This window comes from Spirillospora sp. NPDC049024 (assembly GCF_040649235.1).
GTDB lineage: Bacteria > Actinomycetota > Actinomycetes > Streptosporangiales > Streptosporangiaceae > Spirillospora.
Genome location: NZ_JBEZFD010000007.1, coordinates 375,356 through 394,608, shown reverse-complemented (window position 1 = coordinate 394,608; position 19,253 = coordinate 375,356). Strand labels below are relative to the sequence as shown.

21 protein-coding genes are annotated in these 19,253 nt (G+C 72.5%); 12 read left to right on the top strand and 9 right to left on the bottom strand.

Going from position 1 to position 19,253, the window contains the following annotated elements; all coding sequences use genetic code 11:
- Positions 1–629, bottom strand: a 629-nt coding sequence (locus tag AB0C21_RS16430) for an adenosylcobinamide-GDP ribazoletransferase (RefSeq protein ID WP_500204952.1), incomplete at its 3' end; no start/stop codon positions are given.
- A gap of 16 nt (positions 630–645) precedes the next feature.
- A complete protein-coding gene (locus AB0C21_RS16425; protein ID WP_500204951.1) occupies positions 646–1,590 on the bottom strand; it encodes a bifunctional adenosylcobinamide kinase/adenosylcobinamide-phosphate guanylyltransferase in 945 nt (314 codons plus the stop codon).
- Between the two features lie 65 nt (positions 1,591–1,655).
- On the opposite strand from AB0C21_RS16425, the gene AB0C21_RS16420 reads away from it, so the two are divergent.
- Positions 1,656–2,570 carry a DsbA family protein gene (locus tag AB0C21_RS16420; RefSeq protein ID WP_500204950.1) on the top strand — a complete coding sequence of 305 codons (915 nt, stop codon included), beginning with the start codon at positions 1,656–1,658 and terminating at the stop codon, positions 2,568–2,570.
- 37 nt (positions 2,571–2,607) lie between these two features.
- Positions 2,608–2,805 carry a hypothetical protein gene (locus AB0C21_RS16415; RefSeq protein WP_500204949.1) on the top strand — a complete coding sequence of 66 codons (198 nt, stop codon included), beginning with the start codon at positions 2,608–2,610 and terminating at the stop codon, positions 2,803–2,805.
- An 87-nt stretch (positions 2,806–2,892) separates the two neighbouring features.
- Here the strand turns inward: AB0C21_RS16415 and AB0C21_RS16410 are convergent, their stop codons facing one another.
- Complete coding sequence (locus AB0C21_RS16410) at positions 2,893–3,894, bottom strand: aldo/keto reductase family protein (RefSeq protein ID WP_500204948.1); 1,002 nt, start codon at positions 3,892–3,894, stop codon at positions 2,893–2,895.
- A gap of 112 nt (positions 3,895–4,006) precedes the next feature.
- Positions 4,007–4,582 carry a DUF3043 domain-containing protein gene (locus tag AB0C21_RS16405; protein ID WP_235036557.1) on the bottom strand — a complete coding sequence of 192 codons (576 nt, stop codon included), beginning with the start codon at positions 4,580–4,582 and terminating at the stop codon, positions 4,007–4,009.
- Between the two features lie 133 nt (positions 4,583–4,715).
- Here AB0C21_RS16405 and AB0C21_RS16400 point away from each other — a divergent pair, with 133 nt between their 5' ends.
- The 4 genes from AB0C21_RS16400 to pspAB all read left to right on the top strand — a co-directional run bounded on the left by AB0C21_RS16400 (position 4,716) and on the right by pspAB (position 7,465).
- Positions 4,716–5,525 (top strand): PspA/IM30 family protein, encoded by an 810-nt coding sequence (locus tag AB0C21_RS16400; RefSeq protein ID WP_500204947.1) that lies wholly within the window; start codon positions 4,716–4,718, stop codon positions 5,523–5,525.
- Positions 5,522–5,800, top strand: coding sequence for a PspA-associated protein PspAA (gene pspAA / locus AB0C21_RS16395; protein WP_149257453.1), 279 nt, complete (start codon positions 5,522–5,524; stop codon positions 5,798–5,800). Before AB0C21_RS16400 ends, pspAA begins: the two co-directional genes overlap by 4 nt.
- 138 nt (positions 5,801–5,938) lie before the next feature.
- Entirely contained in the window at positions 5,939–6,856 is a 918-nt protein-coding gene (gene htpX, locus AB0C21_RS16390) for a zinc metalloprotease HtpX (protein ID WP_500204946.1), read from the top strand.
- A 3-nt stretch (positions 6,857–6,859) separates the two neighbouring features.
- Complete coding sequence (pspAB, locus tag AB0C21_RS16385) at positions 6,860–7,465, top strand: PspA-associated protein PspAB (RefSeq protein WP_500204945.1); 606 nt, start codon at positions 6,860–6,862, stop codon at positions 7,463–7,465.
- Between the two features lie 47 nt (positions 7,466–7,512).
- Here the strand turns inward: pspAB and nadA are convergent, their stop codons facing one another.
- Positions 7,513–8,667, bottom strand: coding sequence for a quinolinate synthase NadA (gene nadA / locus AB0C21_RS16380; RefSeq protein WP_500204944.1), 1,155 nt, complete (start codon positions 8,665–8,667; stop codon positions 7,513–7,515).
- A 236-nt stretch (positions 8,668–8,903) separates the two neighbouring features.
- Here nadA and AB0C21_RS16375 point away from each other — a divergent pair, with 236 nt between their 5' ends.
- The gene (locus AB0C21_RS16375) at positions 8,904–9,266 is read left to right on the top strand and encodes a HesB/IscA family protein (RefSeq protein ID WP_149257449.1); all 363 of its coding nucleotides are present in this window, start codon (positions 8,904–8,906) and stop codon (positions 9,264–9,266) included.
- A gap of 222 nt (positions 9,267–9,488) precedes the next feature.
- Positions 9,489–10,475 (top strand): carbohydrate kinase family protein, encoded by a 987-nt coding sequence (locus tag AB0C21_RS16370; protein WP_149258024.1) that lies wholly within the window; start codon positions 9,489–9,491, stop codon positions 10,473–10,475.
- Positions 10,476–10,618: 143 nt separating this feature from the next.
- Here the strand turns inward: AB0C21_RS16370 and AB0C21_RS16365 are convergent, their stop codons facing one another.
- Both AB0C21_RS16365 and AB0C21_RS16360 read right to left on the bottom strand, forming a co-directional pair.
- Complete coding sequence (locus AB0C21_RS16365; RefSeq protein WP_149257448.1) at positions 10,619–10,927, bottom strand: sulfurtransferase TusA family protein; 309 nt, start codon at positions 10,925–10,927, stop codon at positions 10,619–10,621.
- Positions 10,924–12,102, bottom strand: coding sequence for a cysteine desulfurase family protein (locus AB0C21_RS16360; RefSeq protein WP_149257447.1), 1,179 nt, complete (start codon positions 12,100–12,102; stop codon positions 10,924–10,926). The genes AB0C21_RS16365 and AB0C21_RS16360 overlap by 4 nt, the downstream gene beginning before the upstream one ends.
- A 163-nt stretch (positions 12,103–12,265) precedes the next feature.
- Here AB0C21_RS16360 and ctaC point away from each other — a divergent pair, with 163 nt between their 5' ends.
- From ctaC to AB0C21_RS16340, 4 genes are all read left to right on the top strand, one after another.
- Complete coding sequence (gene ctaC / locus AB0C21_RS16355) at positions 12,266–13,057, top strand: aa3-type cytochrome oxidase subunit II (protein ID WP_149257446.1); 792 nt, start codon at positions 12,266–12,268, stop codon at positions 13,055–13,057.
- A complete protein-coding gene (gene ctaD, locus AB0C21_RS16350) occupies positions 13,054–14,721 on the top strand; it encodes an aa3-type cytochrome oxidase subunit I (RefSeq protein ID WP_500204943.1) in 1,668 nt (555 codons plus the stop codon). Before ctaC ends, ctaD begins: the two co-directional genes overlap by 4 nt.
- A gap of 3 nt (positions 14,722–14,724) precedes the next feature.
- On the top strand, positions 14,725–15,135 hold the full coding sequence (locus AB0C21_RS16345) for a cytochrome c oxidase subunit 4 (RefSeq protein ID WP_500204942.1): 411 nt from the start codon (positions 14,725–14,727) through the stop codon (positions 15,133–15,135).
- 141 nt (positions 15,136–15,276) lie between these two features.
- The gene (locus tag AB0C21_RS16340) at positions 15,277–16,545 is read left to right on the top strand and encodes a L,D-transpeptidase (protein ID WP_500204941.1); all 1,269 of its coding nucleotides are present in this window, start codon (positions 15,277–15,279) and stop codon (positions 16,543–16,545) included.
- Between the two features lie 7 nt (positions 16,546–16,552).
- Here the strand turns inward: AB0C21_RS16340 and AB0C21_RS16335 are convergent, their stop codons facing one another.
- Together AB0C21_RS16335 and AB0C21_RS16330 are read right to left on the bottom strand one after the other, a co-directional pair.
- On the bottom strand, positions 16,553–17,983 hold the full coding sequence (locus AB0C21_RS16335; protein WP_500204940.1) for a M48 family metallopeptidase: 1,431 nt from the start codon (positions 17,981–17,983) through the stop codon (positions 16,553–16,555).
- Complete coding sequence (locus AB0C21_RS16330; RefSeq protein WP_500204939.1) at positions 17,980–19,248, bottom strand: hypothetical protein; 1,269 nt, start codon at positions 19,246–19,248, stop codon at positions 17,980–17,982. Before AB0C21_RS16330 ends, AB0C21_RS16335 begins: the two co-directional genes overlap by 4 nt.
- Between the last annotated feature and the right edge of the window lie 5 nt (positions 19,249–19,253).

The following is a 19,253-nucleotide window of genomic DNA, read 5'->3' as shown; positions in this document are numbered from 1 at the left end:
CCGGCGGCCACCGCCGCCGCGCCGTGCAGCGCGCCGCCGAGGCCGCCGGCGGCGGCGCCCGCGGCCGCCGCGGCGGCGAGCACGACGGCCGTGGCGGCGAACGCGGCGCGCGCCGGCACCGTGCCCGCCACCAGCGCCCCGAGGCCGCCGGGCCGCGCGGACGGCACGCCGGTGCGGCAGGCCCAGGGCAGCGCCAGGCGGCCGGTGACCGCCGCGACGAGCGCGGCGACGGCCGGGTCCGGCGCCGAGGCCAGCGCGGCCGCCTGGACGAGCAGCGCCAGCAGCAGGGTGACGACGCCGAACGGGCCGATGTCGGACCGCTTCATGACCGCCAGCGCCTCGGCCGCGGGGCGCCCGCTGCCGAGCCCGTCCGCGAGGTCGGCGAGGCCGTCCAGGTGCAGCGCCCGGGTGGCCGCCGCCGTCGCGGCGACCGCGAGCGCCGCCGCGAGCAGGCGGGACAGGCCGAGCGCCTCGCCGGCCAGCAGGACCAGCGCGGCGGCGCCGCCGGGGACCAGCCCGGCGGCGGGGGCGAGCAGCATGGCCGAGCGCGCCGCGTCCCGGTCGACCCGGCCGGTGCGCAGCGGGACGACGGTGAGCAGCGTGACCGCCAGCCGCAGGCCCGCGGTCATCGGGGTCCCCTGCCGGTCATCCGAGTTCCATGACGCGGCCCGCGACGACCAGCGCCGCCTCCTCGGACTCGGCCGCGAGCCGCTGGTTGACCAGGCCGAGGGCGTCGCGGAACGCGCGCCCGGACGGAGTCGTGGGCACCAGCGACAGCCCGACCTCGTCGCTCACCGCGACGACCCGCGCCGCCGTGCCCCGCCAGGCCGCGACGAGGCCGTCCACCAGCGGCCGCACCCGCGACGGCTCCTCCCAGGCGTCCGTCTCGGCCATCGCGGCCGCGAGCCAGGTGCCGATGCCGTCCACCAGCACCGGGCCGGTCGCGGACGCGAGCGCCTCCGCGAGATCGGTCGTCTCCGCCGTGCGCCACCATGCCGGGCGGCGGAGCCGGTGCGCGGCGACGCGCTCGGCCCACCCGGGGTCGTCGTCCCGGACCGGGCCGGTCGCGATGTAGAGGACGTCCGGGCACGCGGCCAGGCGCCGCTCCGCCTCGGCCGACTTGCCCGACCGGCCGCCCCCGAGGAGCAGCGTCCGGAACGGGCCGTGCTCCGAGCGGTTCCAGAAGGCCATGCGCCGCTCCAGCTCGGACGGCGAGGGCAGGCGGTGGTCGACGTGCACGGCCTCGACCCGCGTCGCCGGCGTCACGGCCCCGACGCGGCGCAGGTACCCCAGGTGCTCCGGAGAACCCGCAAGGTCCAGCAGCACGGCCTCGTACTCGGCGCCCGCCGGCGGCTCCGGCCGGGTCCCCGGACCCGCCGCCACCAGCGCCCGCCCTCCGCCGGGCGCGATGACCTCGTACCCGCCGGGCACGTCCGTGCGCGGCAGGTCCTCCAGCGCGACGCCGTCGACCACGGCGGAGAACGGCGCGTGCCGGACGCCGGCCGAGCGCAGCCGGCCGCACGACGCGCACCGGCACCCCGGGGCCGGCCAGCCCTGTGCGGCGGCGACGCCGCGAAGCTCGATGTTCATCCCGTGCGGAACTCTACGGTTACGCTCGGCTCGAAGGATCACGACGTCCCCCCTGGAGGAGTCCGGTGGGCAACCCCCCGAACGCGCCCTGGCCCCCGCAACCGGGCCAGGGCGGGCAGCAGCCGCCCTACGGCCCGCCTCACGTCCCGCCGGGCGGACCCGCGCCGGGACCGCCCCCGGGCCAGGGCTGGCCCGCCGGGCCGTCCTATCCGCCCGGCACGCCCCCGATGCCGCCGCCCGGAACGCCGCCGCCCGGACGCCGGGGCGGCGGCGGCCTGGTGATCGCGCTGGTCGGCGCCGGGCTGGCGCTGGTGCTGGTCGCGGGCGTCGTGTTCGCCCTCCTCGTCCGGGGGGACGACGGCGGGGGAGACGGCGGCGGGGACCGGCAGCTGCGGGTCGGCAAGATCGCCGGCGGCGCGGAGGCCACGCCCCTCGCGGACGGCAGCCTCGTCATGGCGCGTCCGGGCGTCACGTCCCCGGTCGTCGACATCTACGAGGACTTCGCCTGCCCGCCGTGCGGCGCCTTCGACCGCAAGCACGACCCGATGCTCAAGCGGCTGGCCGTCGAGGGCCGCGCCAAGGTCGTCTTCCACCCCATGCTGATCTTCGGCGAGGGGACCCAGCCGGCCCACGACAACTCGCTGCGGGCCGCGGCGGCGCTGCGCTGCGTCACCGACGGCGCGCACTGGCTGTCCTACCAGGACGCCCTCTACGCCCATCAGCCCGCGACCGAGAGCACCCCGGGCTACAAGGCGGAGGAGCTGCTGGCCTACGCGGCGCCGCTCGGGCTGACGAGCAGCGAGTTCACCTCGTGCGTGAAGAGCCAGCGCTACGCGGCCGGCGTGCGGACCGTCAGCCAGGGTTACATCTCGTCCGGGATCCAGGGCACGCCCAGCGTGCGGGTCAACGGGCGGACGCTCGCCCAGTCCGACATCGAAAGCCCGGACGCGCTGCGTCGCGCCGTAGAGGCCGCGTCCTGACCGGCTAGTCTCACCGCGACGAGGGAGGTCGAGGGCGATGGCGTGGAGCTGGCGGCTGGAGAAGGCCGACGGGCACATGATCGGCATGTCGGAGGAGACCTTCTCCACCCAGGCGGACGCGGAGAGCTGGCTGGGGGAGAACTGGCGGGGGCTGCGCGCCGGCGAGGTCGACAAGGTCGCCCTGCTGGACGGCGACACCGTCGTCTACGGGATGAGCCTGCACGACCCCGAGTGACCCGCCCCGGCGACCCGGGGCGGCGGGGCCGCGAACGGCGAGGGCCGCGGAGCGTCGCGCTCCGCGGCCCTCCGGCACCTGCCCGGCTCAGGGGCGCCGGCGCGGGCTGACGGTCTTGGCCGGGTCGCGGATGACGACCCCGCCGAGGATCTCGTCGATCCGCTTCATCACGTCGGCGTCCAGCTTCACCCCGGCCGCCTTCACGTTGTCGGCGACCTGCTCGGGGCGGGACGCGCCGACGATCGCGGCCGAGACGTTCGGGTTCTGCAGCGTCCAGGCGATCGCGAGCTGCGCCATCGACAGGCCGAGGTCGTCCGCGACCGGCCGCAGGTTCTGCACGCGGGTCAGCAGGTCGTCGTCGAGGTAGCGCTTGATCATGTCGGCGCCGCCCTTGTCGTCGGTGGCGCGCGACCCCTCCGGCAGCGGCTGCCCCGGCTTGTACTTGCCGGTCAGGACGCCCTGCGCGATCGGCGACCAGACGATCTGCCCGACGCCCTCGCGCTCGCAGAGCGGGACGACCTCCTCCTCGATGACCCGCCACAGCATCGAGTACTGCGGCTGGCTGGAGACGATCCGGTCGAAGCCCATCTCGTCGGCGATCTTGAGGGCGCGCTCGATCTCCTCGGCCCGCCACTCCGACACGCCGACGTAGAGGACCTTGCCCTGCCGGACGAGGTCGTCGAAGGCCCGCAGGGTCTCCTCGAGCGGGGTCTCGTAGTCGAACCGGTGGGCCTGGTAGAGGTCCACGTAGTCGGTGCCGAGGCGGCGCAGCGACCCGTGGATCGACTCGAAGACGTGCTTGCGCGAAAGCCCCCGGTCGTTCACCCCGGGGCCGGTGGGCCAGTAGACCTTGGTGAAGATCTCCAGCCCCTCGCGCCGCTGCCCCTTCAGCGCGCGCCCGAGGACCTCCTCGGCGCGCGTGCCGGCGTAGACGTCGGCGGTGTCGAACGTGGTGACGCCCTCGTCGAGGGCGGCGCGCACGCAGGCGCGCGCCGCGTCCTCCTCGACCTGCGAGCCGTGGGTGAGCCAGTTGCCGTACGCGATCTCGCTGATCTTCAGACCGCTCCGGCCCAGGTTTCGGAACTCCATGGCCCCGACCCTAGCCCCGGGTTGATCGTGCGATGCGCGGAGAACGCCCCCGCCTGCGCAGCGCAGGACACCGGCCGGGCCCCGTCACCGGAGCCCTCTCCGGGGCCCGTCCTCAGACCTTGTCCTTCTCGCCGATCCGCACCTGGGGGTTCGGGATCCGCAGCCGGCGGATCTGCATCGCGCGCATCGCGGCGTACATGCCGACGCCCTTGGAGTCCTCGCCGGGGTAGCGCTCGGCGGCCAGCCGCTTGATGCCGCGGCTCAGCATCAGGCCCTCCGCGAACACCACGAGGAGCAGCAGCGGCGGCACGAACAGCACCAGCAGCTTGGCCGCCGGGATCGGCAGCATGCTCAGCAGCACCAGCGCGAACATGAGGTACATCAGGTAGGAGCCGAACGTGCGGCGGGCGTCGACGTAGTTGCGCGCCAGCCGGCGGACGGGGCCCCTGTCCCGCTTGAGCATGTGCTTCTCGTCGCCCTTGGCCATGCCCTCGCGCGCCTTGGCGCGCTCGACGGCCTGCCGCTCCCGCACCTTGCGGTAGGCCTCCTTGCGGCTGGCCGGCGCCGTGATCGGCTGGCGGCGGCGCTTCTCGGCCTCGCTCCGCTTGGGCGTGGGGCGGCCCTTGCCGCCGGGCTTTACTACCTGAGGAGGATCCGGCGGGGCCTCCGGGGTACGACGCTTGAACACAGGTATCAGCCTACCGGCTGCGAACATCGTGGCTGCCTCGCGCGTTAACGCGTAGGGTGATAAGAACCCCAGCAGTGGTCATTGAGCCCAGTTCACGACTGAGGCGACAGCACGAAGGGACCGGCGCCGCGCGATGAGCGTGATGAAGCGAATGTCGATGATCTTCAAGTCCAAGGCGAACAAGGCCCTGGACCGGATGGAAGACCCTCGGGAGACCCTCGATTACTCCTACCAGCGCCAGCTGGAGATGCTGCAGAAGGTCCGTCGCGGGGTCGCCGACGTCGCCACCTCGCGCAAGCGTCTCGAGCTGCAGATCAACCAGCTCGAACAGCAGCAGAGCAAGCTGACCGACCAGGGCAAGAAGGCGCTGCAGGTGGGCCGCGAGGACCTCGCCCGCGAGGCGCTGACCCGCCGCGCCGGCCTGGAGGGCCAGCTGAACGACCTGCGCGGGCAGTACCAGCAGCTGCAGGGCGAGGAGGAGAAGCTCACGCTCGCCTCCCAGCGGCTGCAGGCCAAGGTCGACTCCTTCCGCACCCGCAAGGAGACGATCAAGGCGACCTACACGGCCGCCGAGGCGCAGACCAAGATCAACGAGGCGTTCTCCGGCATCTCCGAGGAGATGGGCGACGTCGGCCTGGCGATCCAGCGCGCCGAGGAGAAGACCGACACGATGAAGGCCCGCGCCGGCGCGATCGACGAGCTGCTGGCCTCCGGCGCCCTGGAGGACTTCTCCGGGCCGAAGGACGACATCCAGGCCGAGCTCGACCGGATGGGCTCCGGCCCCGGCGTCGACATGGAGCTGGAGCGCCTCAAGGCCGAACTCGGCCAGGGCCCCGCGCCCAAGGAGCTGAACCAGGGCTCGCCGACCGCGCAGCCGCACCAGCAGCAGCAGGACACCCCCCAGCAGGCCCCGTGGCCGCAGAACCCCGGGGGTGCCCAGTGATCGTCCGCCTGATGGGGGAGGGCCAGCTGGACGTGGCCGAGGACGAGCTGTCCTCCCTCAACACCCTCGACGCCGAGCTCGAGGCGGCGATCGAGTCGGGTGACGAGACCGCGTTCCGCACCGCGCTGCACGCCCTGCTGGAAAACGTCCGCAAGGTGGGCAAGCCGCTGCCGCCGGACAGCCTGGAGCCGTCCGAGCTGATCCTGCCCCCGGCCGACGCGCACATCGACGAGGTGCGCTCCATGCTGGGGGACGAGGGCCTCATCCCGGACTGACCCGGCAGGGGCCCAGGGCCGTCCTCCGGGACGGTCCGCGCGGGGGCAAGCGGGGGTGATGTTATGGACATCCGGGCACAAAACCCGTGCTCCGGGCGTTCGTACAAGTGAATAGGAGCAAGGACTGGGGGTGGCCGAATGGCCAGGACGCGTTACGCCTCCGACCGGGGGCTGACATCGCGCATGCTCGTGACGATGTTCCTGCTGGGGCTGGTGTACGTCGTCTTTGTGGGGGCTTTTTTCGTCTTCGTACCGAATTGGGCCGGCGTCGCGCTGGTCTTCGCGGTGCTGTTCCTCCTCGCCCAGTACTTCTTCTCCGACCGCATGACGCTGTTCGCCATGCACGGCCGGGTCGTCTCCCCTGAGGAGGCGCCCGAGCTGCACGGCGTCATCGACCGCATCTGCGCGATGTCGGACGCCCCCAAGCCGCGGGTCGCGATCGCCGACACCGACGTGCCGAACGCGTTCGCCACCGGCCGCAACCAGAAGAAGGCGGTCGTCTGCGTGACGACCGGCCTCCTGCGCCGGCTCGACCCGGTCGAGCTGGAGGGCGTGCTCGCGCACGAGATGGCGCACGTCGCGCACAAGGACGTCGCGGTCATGACGGTCGCCTCGTTCCTCGGCATCCTCGCCGGCCTGATCACCCGGTTCGGGCTCCAGTGGGGCCTGTGGGGCGGGTTCGGCCGCCGCAGCAACGACCAGAACACCGGGCTGATCCTGCTCGCCGTCGTCGCGGCCAGCGCGCTCGCCTACGCGGTCAGCTTCCTGCTCACCCGCGCCCTGTCGCGCTACCGCGAGCTGTCGGCCGACCGCGCCGCCGCGCTGCTGACCGGCCGCCCCTCCGCCCTCGCCAGCGCGCTGACGAAGGTCAGCGGCGAGATCGCGCGGATCCCGACCAGCGACCTGCGCTCCTCGCAGGCGTTCAACGCGTTCTTCTTCACCCCGGCGCTCGGCAGGGGCGTCAGCGTCTCGGCGCTGTTCTCCACCCACCCGTCGCTGGACCGGCGCCTCGCACAGCTGTCGAAGATCTCCGAGCAGCTCAGCAGGGGAGTGTGATCCGTGGGGTTCCTGGACACCCTGCTCGGCCGGTCCAAGCCGGCCAAGCCCGACCTCGACCAGATCTTCGGGCTGTCGACGGCGGCCGTCACCCTCGAGGCGGCGACGGGGTTCACCCCGACCGGGCTCGGCTCGGTGTGCTTCCGCGCGGCCGAGGGCGGCGCGTTCGCACGGCTCCAGGCCGACGTCCAGGAGCTGCTGGACGCCGACGAGGGCCCCAAGGTCCAGATCAGCACCGACGGCTACGGCTACACCTGGCTGCTCGCCGAGCACCGGCCCGAGGAGCTGCCCGACCTCGTCACCGACCTGCACGCGGTGAACGCGACGCTGGAGGGGGGCGGGTTCGGCCCGCACCTGCTGTGCTCCCTCGTCGGGTTCAAGGGGCCGGAGGGGCAGCGCCTCGCGCTCGTCTACCTCTACAAGCGCGGCACGTTCTACCCGTTCGCGCCGCTCCCCGGAGCTGTGTCTCACCCCCATGGCTACGCCCCGCCGTCCCCCCAGCGCGACAACGCGCTCGAACTCCAGGTGCGCGGCGCGATCGGCGCGGACCTGCGGTTCGAACAGGACCTGGGCCGGTGGTTCCCCGTCTGGGGCGCCCCCGGCCTCTGATCCCTCCGGCCCCTGCTCCCTCCGGCCTCCGGATGCCCGGCGCCCGGTCAGGGCAGGGCGAGCATCTGGTCCAGGGCCACGCGGGCGTAGTGCGCGGTCTCCTCGTCCACCTCGATGACGTTCTCGACCTCGCCGGCGGCCAGCGACTCCAGCGACAGCACCAGGTGCGGCAGGTCGATCCGGTTCATCGTCGAGCAGTAGCAGACGGTCTTGTCGAGGAACATGACGTTCTTGTCCGGGTGGGCGTTCGCCAGCCGCCGGACGAGGTTCAGCTCCGTGCCGATGGCCCAGGACGATCCGGGCTCGGCGGCCTCGATCGTCTTGATGATGTACTCCGTCGAGCCGATCCGGTCGGCGGCCGTGACGACCTCGTGGCGGCACTCGGGGTGCACGAGGACGTTCACGCCGGGCACCCGCGCGCGGACGTCGTCGACCGACTCCTTGCTGAACCGGCCGTGCACCGAGCAGTGGCCGCGCCACAGGATCATCTTGGCGTCCCGCAGTCGCCCGTGCGTGAGGCCGCCCTCGCGGCGGTGCGGGCTGTAGACGACGCAGTCGTCCAGCGAGAAGCCCATCTCCAGGACCGCGGTGTTGCGCCCGAGGTGCTGGTCGGGCAGGAACAGGACCTTCTTGCCCTTGCCGTAGGCCCAGTCGAGGGCGCGCTTGGCGTTGGACGAGGTGCACACCACGCCGCCGTGCCGCCCGACGAAGCCCTTGATGTCGGCCGAGGAGTTCATGTAGGTGACGGGCACGACGTCGTCGGCGACGCCGGCGTCCTCCAGGACCTCCCAGCACTCCTCGACCTGGTCGAAGGTCGCCATGTCGGCCATCGAGCAGCCGGCGCCGAGGTCCGGCAGGATCACCCGCTGGTGGGCGGCGGTCAGGATGTCGGCCGACTCCGCCATGAAGTGGACGCCGCAGAAGACGATGTAGGGCGCCTCGGGGCGGGCCGCGGCCCGCTGGGCCAGCTTGAACGAGTCGCCGGTGACGTCGGCGAACTGGATGACCTCGTCGCGCTGGTAGTGGTGGCCGAGTACGAACACCCGGTCGCCGAGCGCCGCCTTGGCGGCGCGGGCCCGCTCGACGAGGGCGGGGTCGGACGCCTGCGGCAGCTCGCCGGGGCAGTCCACGCCGCGTTCGCTCGCGGGGTCGGCACCGCTGCCGAGCAGCAGCAGCGGAAGGTCGCGCACTGGGGTGGTCACGGCGGTCTCCCTTCGCGACGGGACTTATCGTCGCTTTGACGACTAATGATGGCACACACACCGGGGTGGTGGCGGTGTGACGTAGAACGCACCCGCCCATGGCGTTAAACATCGCCGAGAAGCGGAATGGCCATGTAGCGAGGTACGTTGTCCTACGGGAAGAGGCGTGAGACGTCTTCGAGGACAAGCGACAGTCCGCCGCGACCGCGGCGCAGCGAGACCCGGGAGCTGAACACATGACGGTTTCAGGCGAGACCACGCAGGAGACCACGCAGCAGGGCGTCATCCTCACCGACGCCGCCGCCGAGAAGGCCAGGGGCCTGCTCGAGCAGGAGGGCCGCGACGACCTTGCGCTGCGTGTCGCCGTGCAGCCGGGCGGCTGCTCCGGTCTGATCTACCAGCTCTTCTTCGACGAGCGGGAGATGGACGGGGACCAGATCCAGGACTTCGGCGGCCTGTCGGTGCGCGTCGACCGGATGAGCGCGCCCTACCTGACCGGCGCCACCATCGACTTCGTCGACACGATCGAGAAGCAGGGCTTCACGATCGACAACCCGAACGCGTCGGGTTCCTGCGCCTGCGGCGACTCCTTCAACTGACGCCCGCCGAGCGCGCTGACACGCGCCGAGCGTGACGGCCCCCGAGGGGCCGCGAGGGGCGGCCCGGGCCACTGGGTCCGGGCCGCCCCTTTCATGCTGCCCTCCGGCGGTGGACGCGGCGAAGTGTCGCAGGGCGGCCATCTGTGGTGCGATGGTGAGTAGCCTGACGGGTTCGTACAGCCGGTGAAACAGCCGGACGACCACGACGAGGAGAGCGACGCCGTGCGCATCGCCGTGACCGGGTCCATCGCGACCGACCATCTGATGACCTTCCCCGGGAAGTTCACCGACCAGCTCCTGCCCGACCAGCTCGACCGGGTGTCGCTGTCCTTCCTGGTGGACGAGCTGGAGATCCGCCGCGGCGGCATCGCCGCCAACATCTGCTTCGGCATGGGCAGCCTCGGCAAGGAGTCCATCCTCGTCGGCTCCGTCGGCGACGACTTCGCCGACTACCGCTCCTGGCTCGAACGGCACACGGTCGACACCGCCTCGGTGCACGTGTCCGAGATCCACCACACGGCGCGCTTCCTGTGCACCACCGACCAGGACCAGAACCAGATCGCCACGTTCTACGCCGGCGCGATGAGCGAGGCCCGCTCCATCGAGCTCCAGCCGGTGGCCGACCGCGTCGGCGGCCTCGACCTCGTCGTCGTCAGCCCGAACGACCCCGACGCGATGCTGCGGCACACCGACGAGTGCCGCGGCCGCGGCATCCCGTTCGCCGCCGACCCGTCCCAGCAGCTCGCCCGGATGGGCGGCGCCGACGTCCGCCGCCTCATCGACGGCGCCGCCTACCTGTTCAGCAACGAGTACGAGAAGGCGCTCGCCGAGGAGAAGACGGGCTGGTCGGGGGAGGAGATCCTGTCCCGGGTCGGCGTCCGCGTCACCACCCTCGGCGCCAAGGGCGTCGTCATCGACCGCGAGGGCGAGGAGGGCGTGCACGTCCCGTGCGTCCCGGTCGACTCGGTCGTCGACCCGACCGGCGTCGGCGACGCGTTCCGCGCCGGCTTCCTGTCCGCGACCGCCTGGGGCCTGCCGCTCGAACGCGCCGCCCAGGTCGGCAACGCCATCGCCGCGCACGCCCTCGAGGCCGCCGGCCCGCAGGAGTACACGCTCGGCCGCCGGGCGTTCCTCGACCGCTTCGCGGCCGTCTACGGCGCCGACGCCGCGGCCGACATCGAGCCGCACGTCGCCTGCCCGACCCCGTAGGCCCGCCCGATCCGGGCATGCACGGAGGGCCGCGCCGAACCGGCGCGGCCCTCTGTGTTCTCGGCTTCCGTGTCTCCGGGCGCCAGCGCGCCCGGACCCGCCGCGGCGCCTCGGCCCTCCGCGGCCCTGGGCTTCGCGGACCCCTAGTACGTGCGGCGGATGTGGAAGCCCCAGCCGCCCTGCTGGAGCGTCTCCTCGCGGACGAAGTCCTGGGACTTCATCCGGCACCAGGCGGGGACGTCGGTGCGGGCGGCGGCGTCGTCGGCGAGGACCGCGACGATCTGCCCCACCGGGACCTCCCTGATCCGCTCGGCCAGCATGATGATCGGGATGGGGCACTTGCGGCCCAGCGCGTCGATGACGAGCACGGGCGGCGGGCCCTCCGGCTCCGCGGGGGGCGGCGCCGCGTCGCCGGGCGGGGGACCGGTCCTGGCGCGGCCTCGGAACCTCATGGGCGCGACCGCCTCCCTGTCTCGAGGGTGTTCATCGTCGTCCGGCGGAGGCGGGCGACGGCATCGGGGAGCGCGGTGAGGAACCGGTCCACGTCCTCCGAACCGACGCCACGCGGCAGCGATACCCGCACGTTCCCATGGGTAATCACTCCCATCGCCTCCAGCACATGGCTCGGACGCAGCGTATCCGCCGTGCAGGAGCTGCCGGAGGAAACCGCGAAACCCAGCCGGTCCAGTTCGGTCAGCAGCGCCTCGCCCTCCACATAAAGGCACGAGAACGTGACCAGGTGGGGGAGCCGCCGGACCGGGTCGCCGACCACCTCGACGTCGGGGACGCTCCGCGGTACCTCCGTCCGGATGCGGTCCACCAGAGCGGAGATGCGCGGCGCGTCCGCCGCCATGTCGGCGCGGTAGGCCACCAGCGCGGCCGCGGCCGCCGCGATGGCGGGGACGTTCTCGAACCCGGGGACGCGCCGCCCCTCGCGCTCGTCGTCCGGCAGCGGCGAGCGCCACCGGGCGCCCTTGCGGACGGCCAGCACGCCGACGCCGGCGGGACCGCCCCACTTGTGGGCGCTGCCCGCCAGGTACGACCACCCGCCGGGGACGTCGGCCCGGCCGATGGACTGCGCCGCGTCGACGAACAGCGGCACGCCCGCGGCGCGGCAGGCCTCCGCGACCTCGGCGACGGGCTGGAGGGTGCCGACCTCGTGGTTGGCCGACTGGAGGCAGGCCAGCGCGGTGTCGGGGCGCAGCGCCGCTGCGAACTCGGCGGCGTCGACGCGCCCGGTGCGGTCGACGCCGACGAGGGTCACCTCGCCGCCGTCGCGCTCGTGCAGCTCGGCGGCGTGCAGGACGCTGGAGTGCTCGACGGCGCCCGCGACCAGGTGCCGCCCGGCGCGCCGGCGCGCCTGGAGCCCCCCGAGGACCGCCAGGTGCACCGCCTGGGTGCCCGACGAGGTGAACGACACCTCGTCGGCACGGGCCCCCAGGACGCCGGCGACACGCGCGCGGGCGCGGTCGAGCAGCAGCCGGGCGCCGCGGGCCGTCCCGTACAGCCGGGCGGGATCGGCCCAGGCCGCGTCCAGCGCCTCGAGCAGGGCGGCGCGAGCCGCCGGGTGCGGCGGCTCGGTGGACGCGGCGTCGAAATAGCCGCCCGGAGTGCTCGGTCGTGCCACGTGAGAACACTAACCGGGCACCCGATCGGGGGTTCGCGCGACCCTCGCGCTAGGGTGTCCACCACACGTGTAAACACCGATCTCTCCGCCCGGCCGACCGGGCTTTCATCCGTGGGGAAGGCATTCCGTGAGTCCGACCCGCTCTAGGGAGCGGCGTACGCCTGTGCGCAGTCGCCGCGCATTGAAAAGCGCCGGCGCGCTAGGACTGCTGGCGCTGTCCGCCACCGCGTGCAGCGGTAGCCGCTTGGGCCTGCCCGAGCCGATCAGCGTCCAGGGCGAGCGCATGCTGAAGCTCTGGCAGGGCTCCTGGATCGCGGCGTTCGCGGTCGGGGCCGTGGTCTGGGGCCTGATCATCTGGGCGGTGCTGTTCCACCGCAAGCGCTCCGACGACCTGCCGCCGCAGGTCCGCTACAACATGCCGATCGAGATCCTCTACACGGCGGTCCCGTTCGTCATCATCGCGGTCCTGTTCTACTTCACCGCGAGGGACGAGAACTTCGTCGAGAAGACCACCAAGAATCCTCAGGTGGTCGTCGACGTGACCGGGTTCCAGTGGAGCTGGCAGTTCGACTACAAGGAGAAGGACGCCGCGGGCAAGGAGAAGACGGTCGCCTCCGTCGTCGGCCAGCCCGTCGCCCCGAACGGGCCCGCCGCCGCCAAGCCGGTGATGACGATCCCCTCGGGCCAGACGGTGCGGGTGCGGCTGCACGCCAACGACGTCATCCACTCGTTCTGGGTGCCGGCACTGATCTACAAGAAGGACGTCATGCCGGGCTACACCAACGAGTTCGAGTTCACGGCGAACAAGCTCGGCACCTATGAGGGCCGCTGCGCCGAGCTCTGCGGCGTCGACCACAGCCGGATGCTGTTCCAGCTGCGGGTCGTGACGCCGGAGCAGTACCAGAAGTTCATCGCCGATTCGAAGCAAGCACTGGCCGCGGGAGGTGCCAAGTGACCACGACGAGTCACGCACCGAGCGCGCCGATCGCCGCGCCGCGGACGAGCAAGGGGCGCATCATCGCCTCCTGGCTGTCGTCCACCGACCACAAGGTGATCGGCTACCTCTACCTGATCACCTCGTTCTTCATGTTCCTGTTCGGCGGTGTGCTCGCGCTCATCATCCGCACGGAGCTGTTCAAGCCGGGGCTGCAGGTCGTCAGCAACGAGCAGTTCAACCAGCTGTTCACCATGCACGGCACGATCATGCTGCTGATGTTCGCGACGCCGCTGTTCGCGGGCTTCACCAACGTCATCATGCCGCTGCAGATCGGCGCGCCCGACGTGGCGTTCCCCCGGCTGAACATGCTGGCGTACTGGCTGTTCCTGTTCGGCAGCCTGATCGTCATCGCGGGCTTCCTGACCCCGGGCGGCGCGGCCAGCTTCGGCTGGTTCGCCTACGCCCCGCTGTCGGACGCGGTCCGCTCGCCGGGCGTCGGCGGCGACATGTGGGTGATGGGCCTCGCGATGTCGGGCTTCGGCACCATCATGGGCGCGGTCAACTTCATCACCACGATCCTGTGCATGCGGGCGCCGGGGATGACGATGTTCCGGCTGCCGATCTTCACGTGGAACGTCCTGCTGACCTCGATCCTGGTCCTGATCGCCTTCCCGCCGCTGGCCGCGGCGCTGCTGGCGCTCGAGGCCGACCGCAAGCTCGGCGCGCACATCTTCGACGCCGCGCACGGGGGCGCGCTGCTCTGGCAGCACCTGTTCTGGTTCTTCGGGCACCCGGAGGTCTACATCATCGCGTTGCCCTTCTTCGGCATCGTGACGGAGATCCTCCCGGTCTTCAGCCGCAAGCCGGTGTTCGGCTACATCGGCCTGGTCTTCGCGACCATCAGCATCGCGGGCCTGTCCATCACCGTGTGGGCGCACCACATGTTCGTCACCGGCCAGGTGCTGCTGCCGTTCTTCTCCTTCATGACGTTCCTCATCGCCGTGCCCACGGGGGTGAAGTTCTTCAACTGGGTCGGGACCATCTGGCGAGGACAACTGACGTTCGAATCGCCGATGCTGTGGTCGCTGGGCTTCCTCGTGACCTTCCTGTTCGGCGGTCTCACCGGCGTCATCCTGGCGTCGCCGCCGATGGACTTCCAGCTGTCGGACTCCTACTTCGTGGTGGCGCACTTCCACTACGTCGTGTTCGGCACCGTGGTGTTCGCGATGTTCGCGGGCTTCTACTTCTGGTGGCCGAAGTTCACCGGCAAGATGCTGAACGACACCCTGGGCAAGATCCACTTCTGGCTGCTGTTCATCGGCTTCCACGGCACCTTCCTCATCCAGCACTGGCTGGGCGCCGCGGGCATGCCGCGCCGGTACGCCGACTACGCGAACGAGTTCCACGGGCTGAACGAGATCTCCAGCATCTTCTCGTTCGTGCTCGGCGCGTCGATGCTGCCGTTCTTCTACAACGTCTACATCACGTGGAAGCGCGGCAAGCGCGTCGACGTCGACGACCCGTGGGGCTACGCCAACTCGCTGGAGTGGGCGACGTCCTGCCCGCCGCCGCGGCACAACTTCAACTCGATTCCGAAGATCCGTTCCGAGCGGCCGGCGTTCGACCTGCACCACCCGCACGTGGGTGCCAAGGGCGAACTGGCCGGGGCGAAGGGGGAGTAGCCGATGCGCGTCCAGGCGTTCATGTTCTACGGTTGCGCGGTCTTCTTCCTCGCCACCGACATCGTGTACTGGCTCTGGTCCAAGGACTGGACGGGCACGACGGCGCTCGCGCTCGCGGTCGGCCTCGCCGGGCTCATCGGGTTCTACGTCCACTTCACGATCCGGCGCCTCGAGCGCGCCAACGCCGGGCCGCTGTACGAGGACGACCCGGAGGGCGAGATCGCGGACGCGGCCGGCGAGCTGGGCTTCTTCAGCCCGCACAGCTGGTGGCCGCTGTTCGTGGGGCTGTCGGCCACGGCCGTGGCGCTCGGCGTCGTGTTCGGCTGGTGGCTGGTCATCCTCGGCGCCGCCGCCGCGGTTCTCACATCGATCGGAATGGTGTTCGAGTACTATCGGGGTCATTTCGCCCACTGATCAGTAAAAGATCCCCATCGGGGGCCGGTGTCCGCTTTGTAGCGGGTACCGGCCCTTTCACACATACTGGGCGCCGCTCCAGCGACCGGGCTGGGCAGCGGACCGATCGCCCAGGTGAACGACCGGGGGGTCCACATGCGGGTGAGTGGCTCGAGACCGGGAGGCCGGGGGCGGTACACCGCCGTGCTCGTCGGCGCGGGCGTGGTGGCGGGTGCCGCGGCGTGTTCGGGAGGCGTCGCACCGGACGGTAGGGACGAGGTGAAGCTCGCGGTGTCCCCGGGCGGGGGCGGCGGCAAGCTCAGGCCGGACAGCCCCATCGCCGTCGAGGCGCGGCACGGCACGATCGAGAACGTGACGGTGGCGACGAAGGACGGCGTGGTCGACGGCGACCTGAGCGCCGACCGGACCCGGTGGCGGTCCCGGTGGACGCTGAAGCCGGGCACGGCCTACACGGTCGACGCCACCGCCCTCGGCAGGGACGGGCGGACGCGTACGGTCCGCAGCGGCTTCACGACGGCCGAGGTGAAGAAGACCAACGACGTCTCGATCGAGGCGCCGTTCAACCGGGAGACCGTCGGCGTCGGCATACCGATCATCGTGCACTTCGCCCGCCCGGTGCAGGACCGGGCGGCCGTGGAGCGGGCCCTGGAGGTCACCGCCGACCGGACCGTCGAGGGCGGCTGGAACTGGTTCGGCGCCCAGGAGGTCGTCTTCCGGACGAAGCAGTACTGGCCCGCCCACACCAAGGTGTCGTTCAAGGCGCACCTGAGCGGCGTTCGCACCGGCCAGGGCGTCTACGGCGGGAAGGACTACGGCGTCGACTTCAAGATCGGCGACTCGCACGTGTCCACGGCCGGCGAGGACAGCCACAAGATGGTCGTGAGGATCAACGGGAAGAAGGCCCGTACGATCCCGACGAGCATGGGGCGCGGCGGGGTCCGCAAGTACACCACGACCAACGGCGTCCACCTCGCGATGGGCAAGGAGGACCCGACCGTCATGACGTCGGAGTGGGACGGCTGCGGTCCCGGCTGCGCCGGGTACTACAGCCTGACCGTCTACAAGTCGGTGCGGATCTCCGACAGCGGCGAGTACGTCCACAGCGCGCCGTGGTCGGTCGGCGCCCAGGGCAGCGAGAACGTCAGCCACGGCTGCATCAACGTCAGCCCGTCCAACGCCAAGTGGTTCTACAACCTCTCCCAGCGGGGCGACCCGATCAGGGTGACCGGGAGCAGCCGGGAGCTGGAGCCGGAGAACGGCTGGGGCTACTGGCAGGTCAAGTGGCAGGACTGGACGAAGGGCAGCGCCCTGAAGCGGTCGGTCACGACGGCCCCGCACGTGGACGCGGCGACCCTGTCGGCGCAGCGGGGGGCCAAGGTCCCCGGCACGCAGCGGGCCGAGGGCAACTGAGCGCCGGCTAGCGCTGCGGCGGCGGGACCCGGACGCGGTGCAGGCGCGCCCAGTCGCGGGCCATGGCGATCCGGTCGGGGCCCGAGGGGTGCGTGAGCCACAGCAGGTACTCCGCCGCGTCGGGGGCCAGGTCCGAGACGTTGCGCACGGACAGCGCGTGCTGCATCGACACGAACGTCGACGGGTCGCGGGTGAGGTCCAGCGCGTGGACGTCGGCGCGGGCCTCGATACGGCGGCTCACGAGGTTCTGGACGGGGGCGGCGAGCGTCGTCCCGGCCGTCACGAGCGCGAGGAGGAGCGCGATGGACCTCGGGTCGGCCGCCCCGCCGCCGCGGCGCGCGTCCGGGCCGGCCCCGCCGGGACCGGCCTCGCCGGGACCTGGCGCGCCGGGGTCGAGCCCGGCGCGCCGCAGGAGGCGCGGGGATGTCATCAGCGGGTACAGCAGGCAGAGTGCCCCGGCCACGCCGAGCGCGCCCACGAGCGTGCCCCACAGCACGTCGTCGCGCTTGGCGTGGCCGAGCTCATGCCCGACGATCGACTCGACCTGGGCGGGGGGCGACTTCAGCAGCGTGTCGTAGAGGACGATGCGGCGCGTGGAGCCGAACCCGGACACGTAGGCGTTGAGCGACGTCGTCCGGCGGGAGGCGTCCGCGACGAGGACGTCGTTGACGGGCACGCCGTCCCGGCGGGCCATCGCCAGCAGGTCGCTGCGCAACCGGCCCGCGGGCAGCGAGTGGAACTTGTTGAACACCGGCTCGACGGCGAGCGGGTAGACGAACGAGACGAAGACGACGAGGACGAACCCGCCCGCGGCGGCGCCCGTCCACCAGTAGCGCGGGAAGCGGCGGGTGAGGGCGTAGAGCAGCAGGAGGGCGATCGTGTAGATGACCCACGTGACGGCGAGGGACTTCACCTGGTCGACGAGCCACGCGGGCCAGCTCTGCGTGGAGAGCCCGTAGCGGCGCAGCACCGACTCGCCCCAGACGTCGAACGGCAGCCCGGCGACGCGCAGCAGCGTGGTCAGGGCGAGCGTCGCGGTGATGATGCGCAGCCACCTGCGGCGTGTCTTGGCGGTGACCCAGCCGATGAACCGTGCGCCCAGCGGGGTGAAGCCCAGCACCAGGACCAGGACGAGGCCGACGGCGAGCCCGGAGTAGGCGGGCGGGTTGACGGCCGAGTCGAACGCCCTGGAGCGGGCGATCTCGGCGGGGGTGAAGTCAAGCGCGGGGTCGGGTCTCACGCGCCCGCCGGGGACGTGCCCGGGCAGCGGGCTCCACGGGGTGGTCAGGGCGAGGACGGCCGCGACCCCGGCGAAGAGGACGGCGGCCGTGACGGCGGCGGCGATCCGGGGCCGCCGTGCCGGGCCGCCGGAGGCGCCGCCCGGCGCCCCGCCGGCGGTGCCCTCGGCGCTGCCCTCGTCCGTCTCCGCCTCGCTCATGCGAGCTCCTCTTTCACGTAGTCGCGCCAAAGTGCGGTGAAGCGCTCCCGCGTGAGGCCCAGCACGTCGCGCAGCGCCGCGGCCTCCGGGGCGCGCCCGGCGGCCCGGTAGAGCCGGACGAGCGCCGCCTCACCGTACCGGTCGGCGACCATCCGGCAGGCGAGCCAGGCCTCCTGGTAGGCCTGGGAGAGGCGGGGGGATCCGCCGGCGAACGCGTCGGCCGCGGGGAGCGCGGACGGCGCCCGCCCGGCGGAGACCTCGCGGCGCAGCTCGCCCGCCGCCGACCGGGTACTGATCTTGACGCGCCGGTAGCCGACGTAGTCCGCGAAGCCCTCGATCAGCCACAGCGGGGTGCGCCGGTCGCGGGCGCCGCCGGTGGCGACGTGGGTCAGCTCGTGCGTGAGGACGACGTTGCGGCCGAGCTCGTTGAGGCGGCCGAAGGTGCCGGGGGAGATGATGACGCGGTCCTCGCCGCGGCCGTCCCCGGGGGCGATGGTGGCGAGCGCGGCGATCTGGCCGAGGCTCTGCCCGGGGCCGGCGAGCGCGGAGGCGAGGGAGGCGTCGGCGGGGACGAGCGCGACGACCCGCTGCGCCCACCCCTTGCCGACCACGGAGGTGACGACCGGGACGGCCGCGTCCAGCCGCGCCGCGATGCGGTCGAGGCCGGTGCCGTCGCCGATGACGAGTCCGGCGCGCCCCCTGACCACCGTCAGGGGGCCGCTGTCCCAGATGTCGACGTCGTCGGTGAGGCCGCGGGACGTCCCGTCCCCGACGACCGTCCACGTCCCGCCGCGCGGGGCCAGCGTGAGGTAGCGGGTGCGGGCCACGTCGCTCCTGTCGAAGCCGCGCAGCCTGTAGCGCACCTCGATCCGGACGACGGCGTTGCCGCCGTCCATGGCCTCGGTGTTGACGATGCGCTCCCGCCAGCCCTCCAGGGGGAGTTTCCGGAGGTTGCCGTACATGAGGGCCTGGGCGTCCCGGAAGGCGGCGGGGGCGTCGCCCACGCTGGCGAGGAACGCCATGCGGTCGCCGTCGCGGACGGCGCGCGCGCGGTTGGCGAGGACCGCGGCGGCCGTCTCCGGGCTGAACGTCTCGGCGACCCGCGAGGTGGCGGCGCCGGCCCCGCCGGCGCCGGGCGCCCCGCCGCCGGAGCGCGAGCCGACCAGGCCGGCGCCTCCGGCGAGCAGGGCGGCGGCCCCGCCCGCGCCCAGGGCGAGGACCCTGCGCCGCGTGACGGTGGCGTCCTGCCCGGGGCCTTCCTCCATGGGCG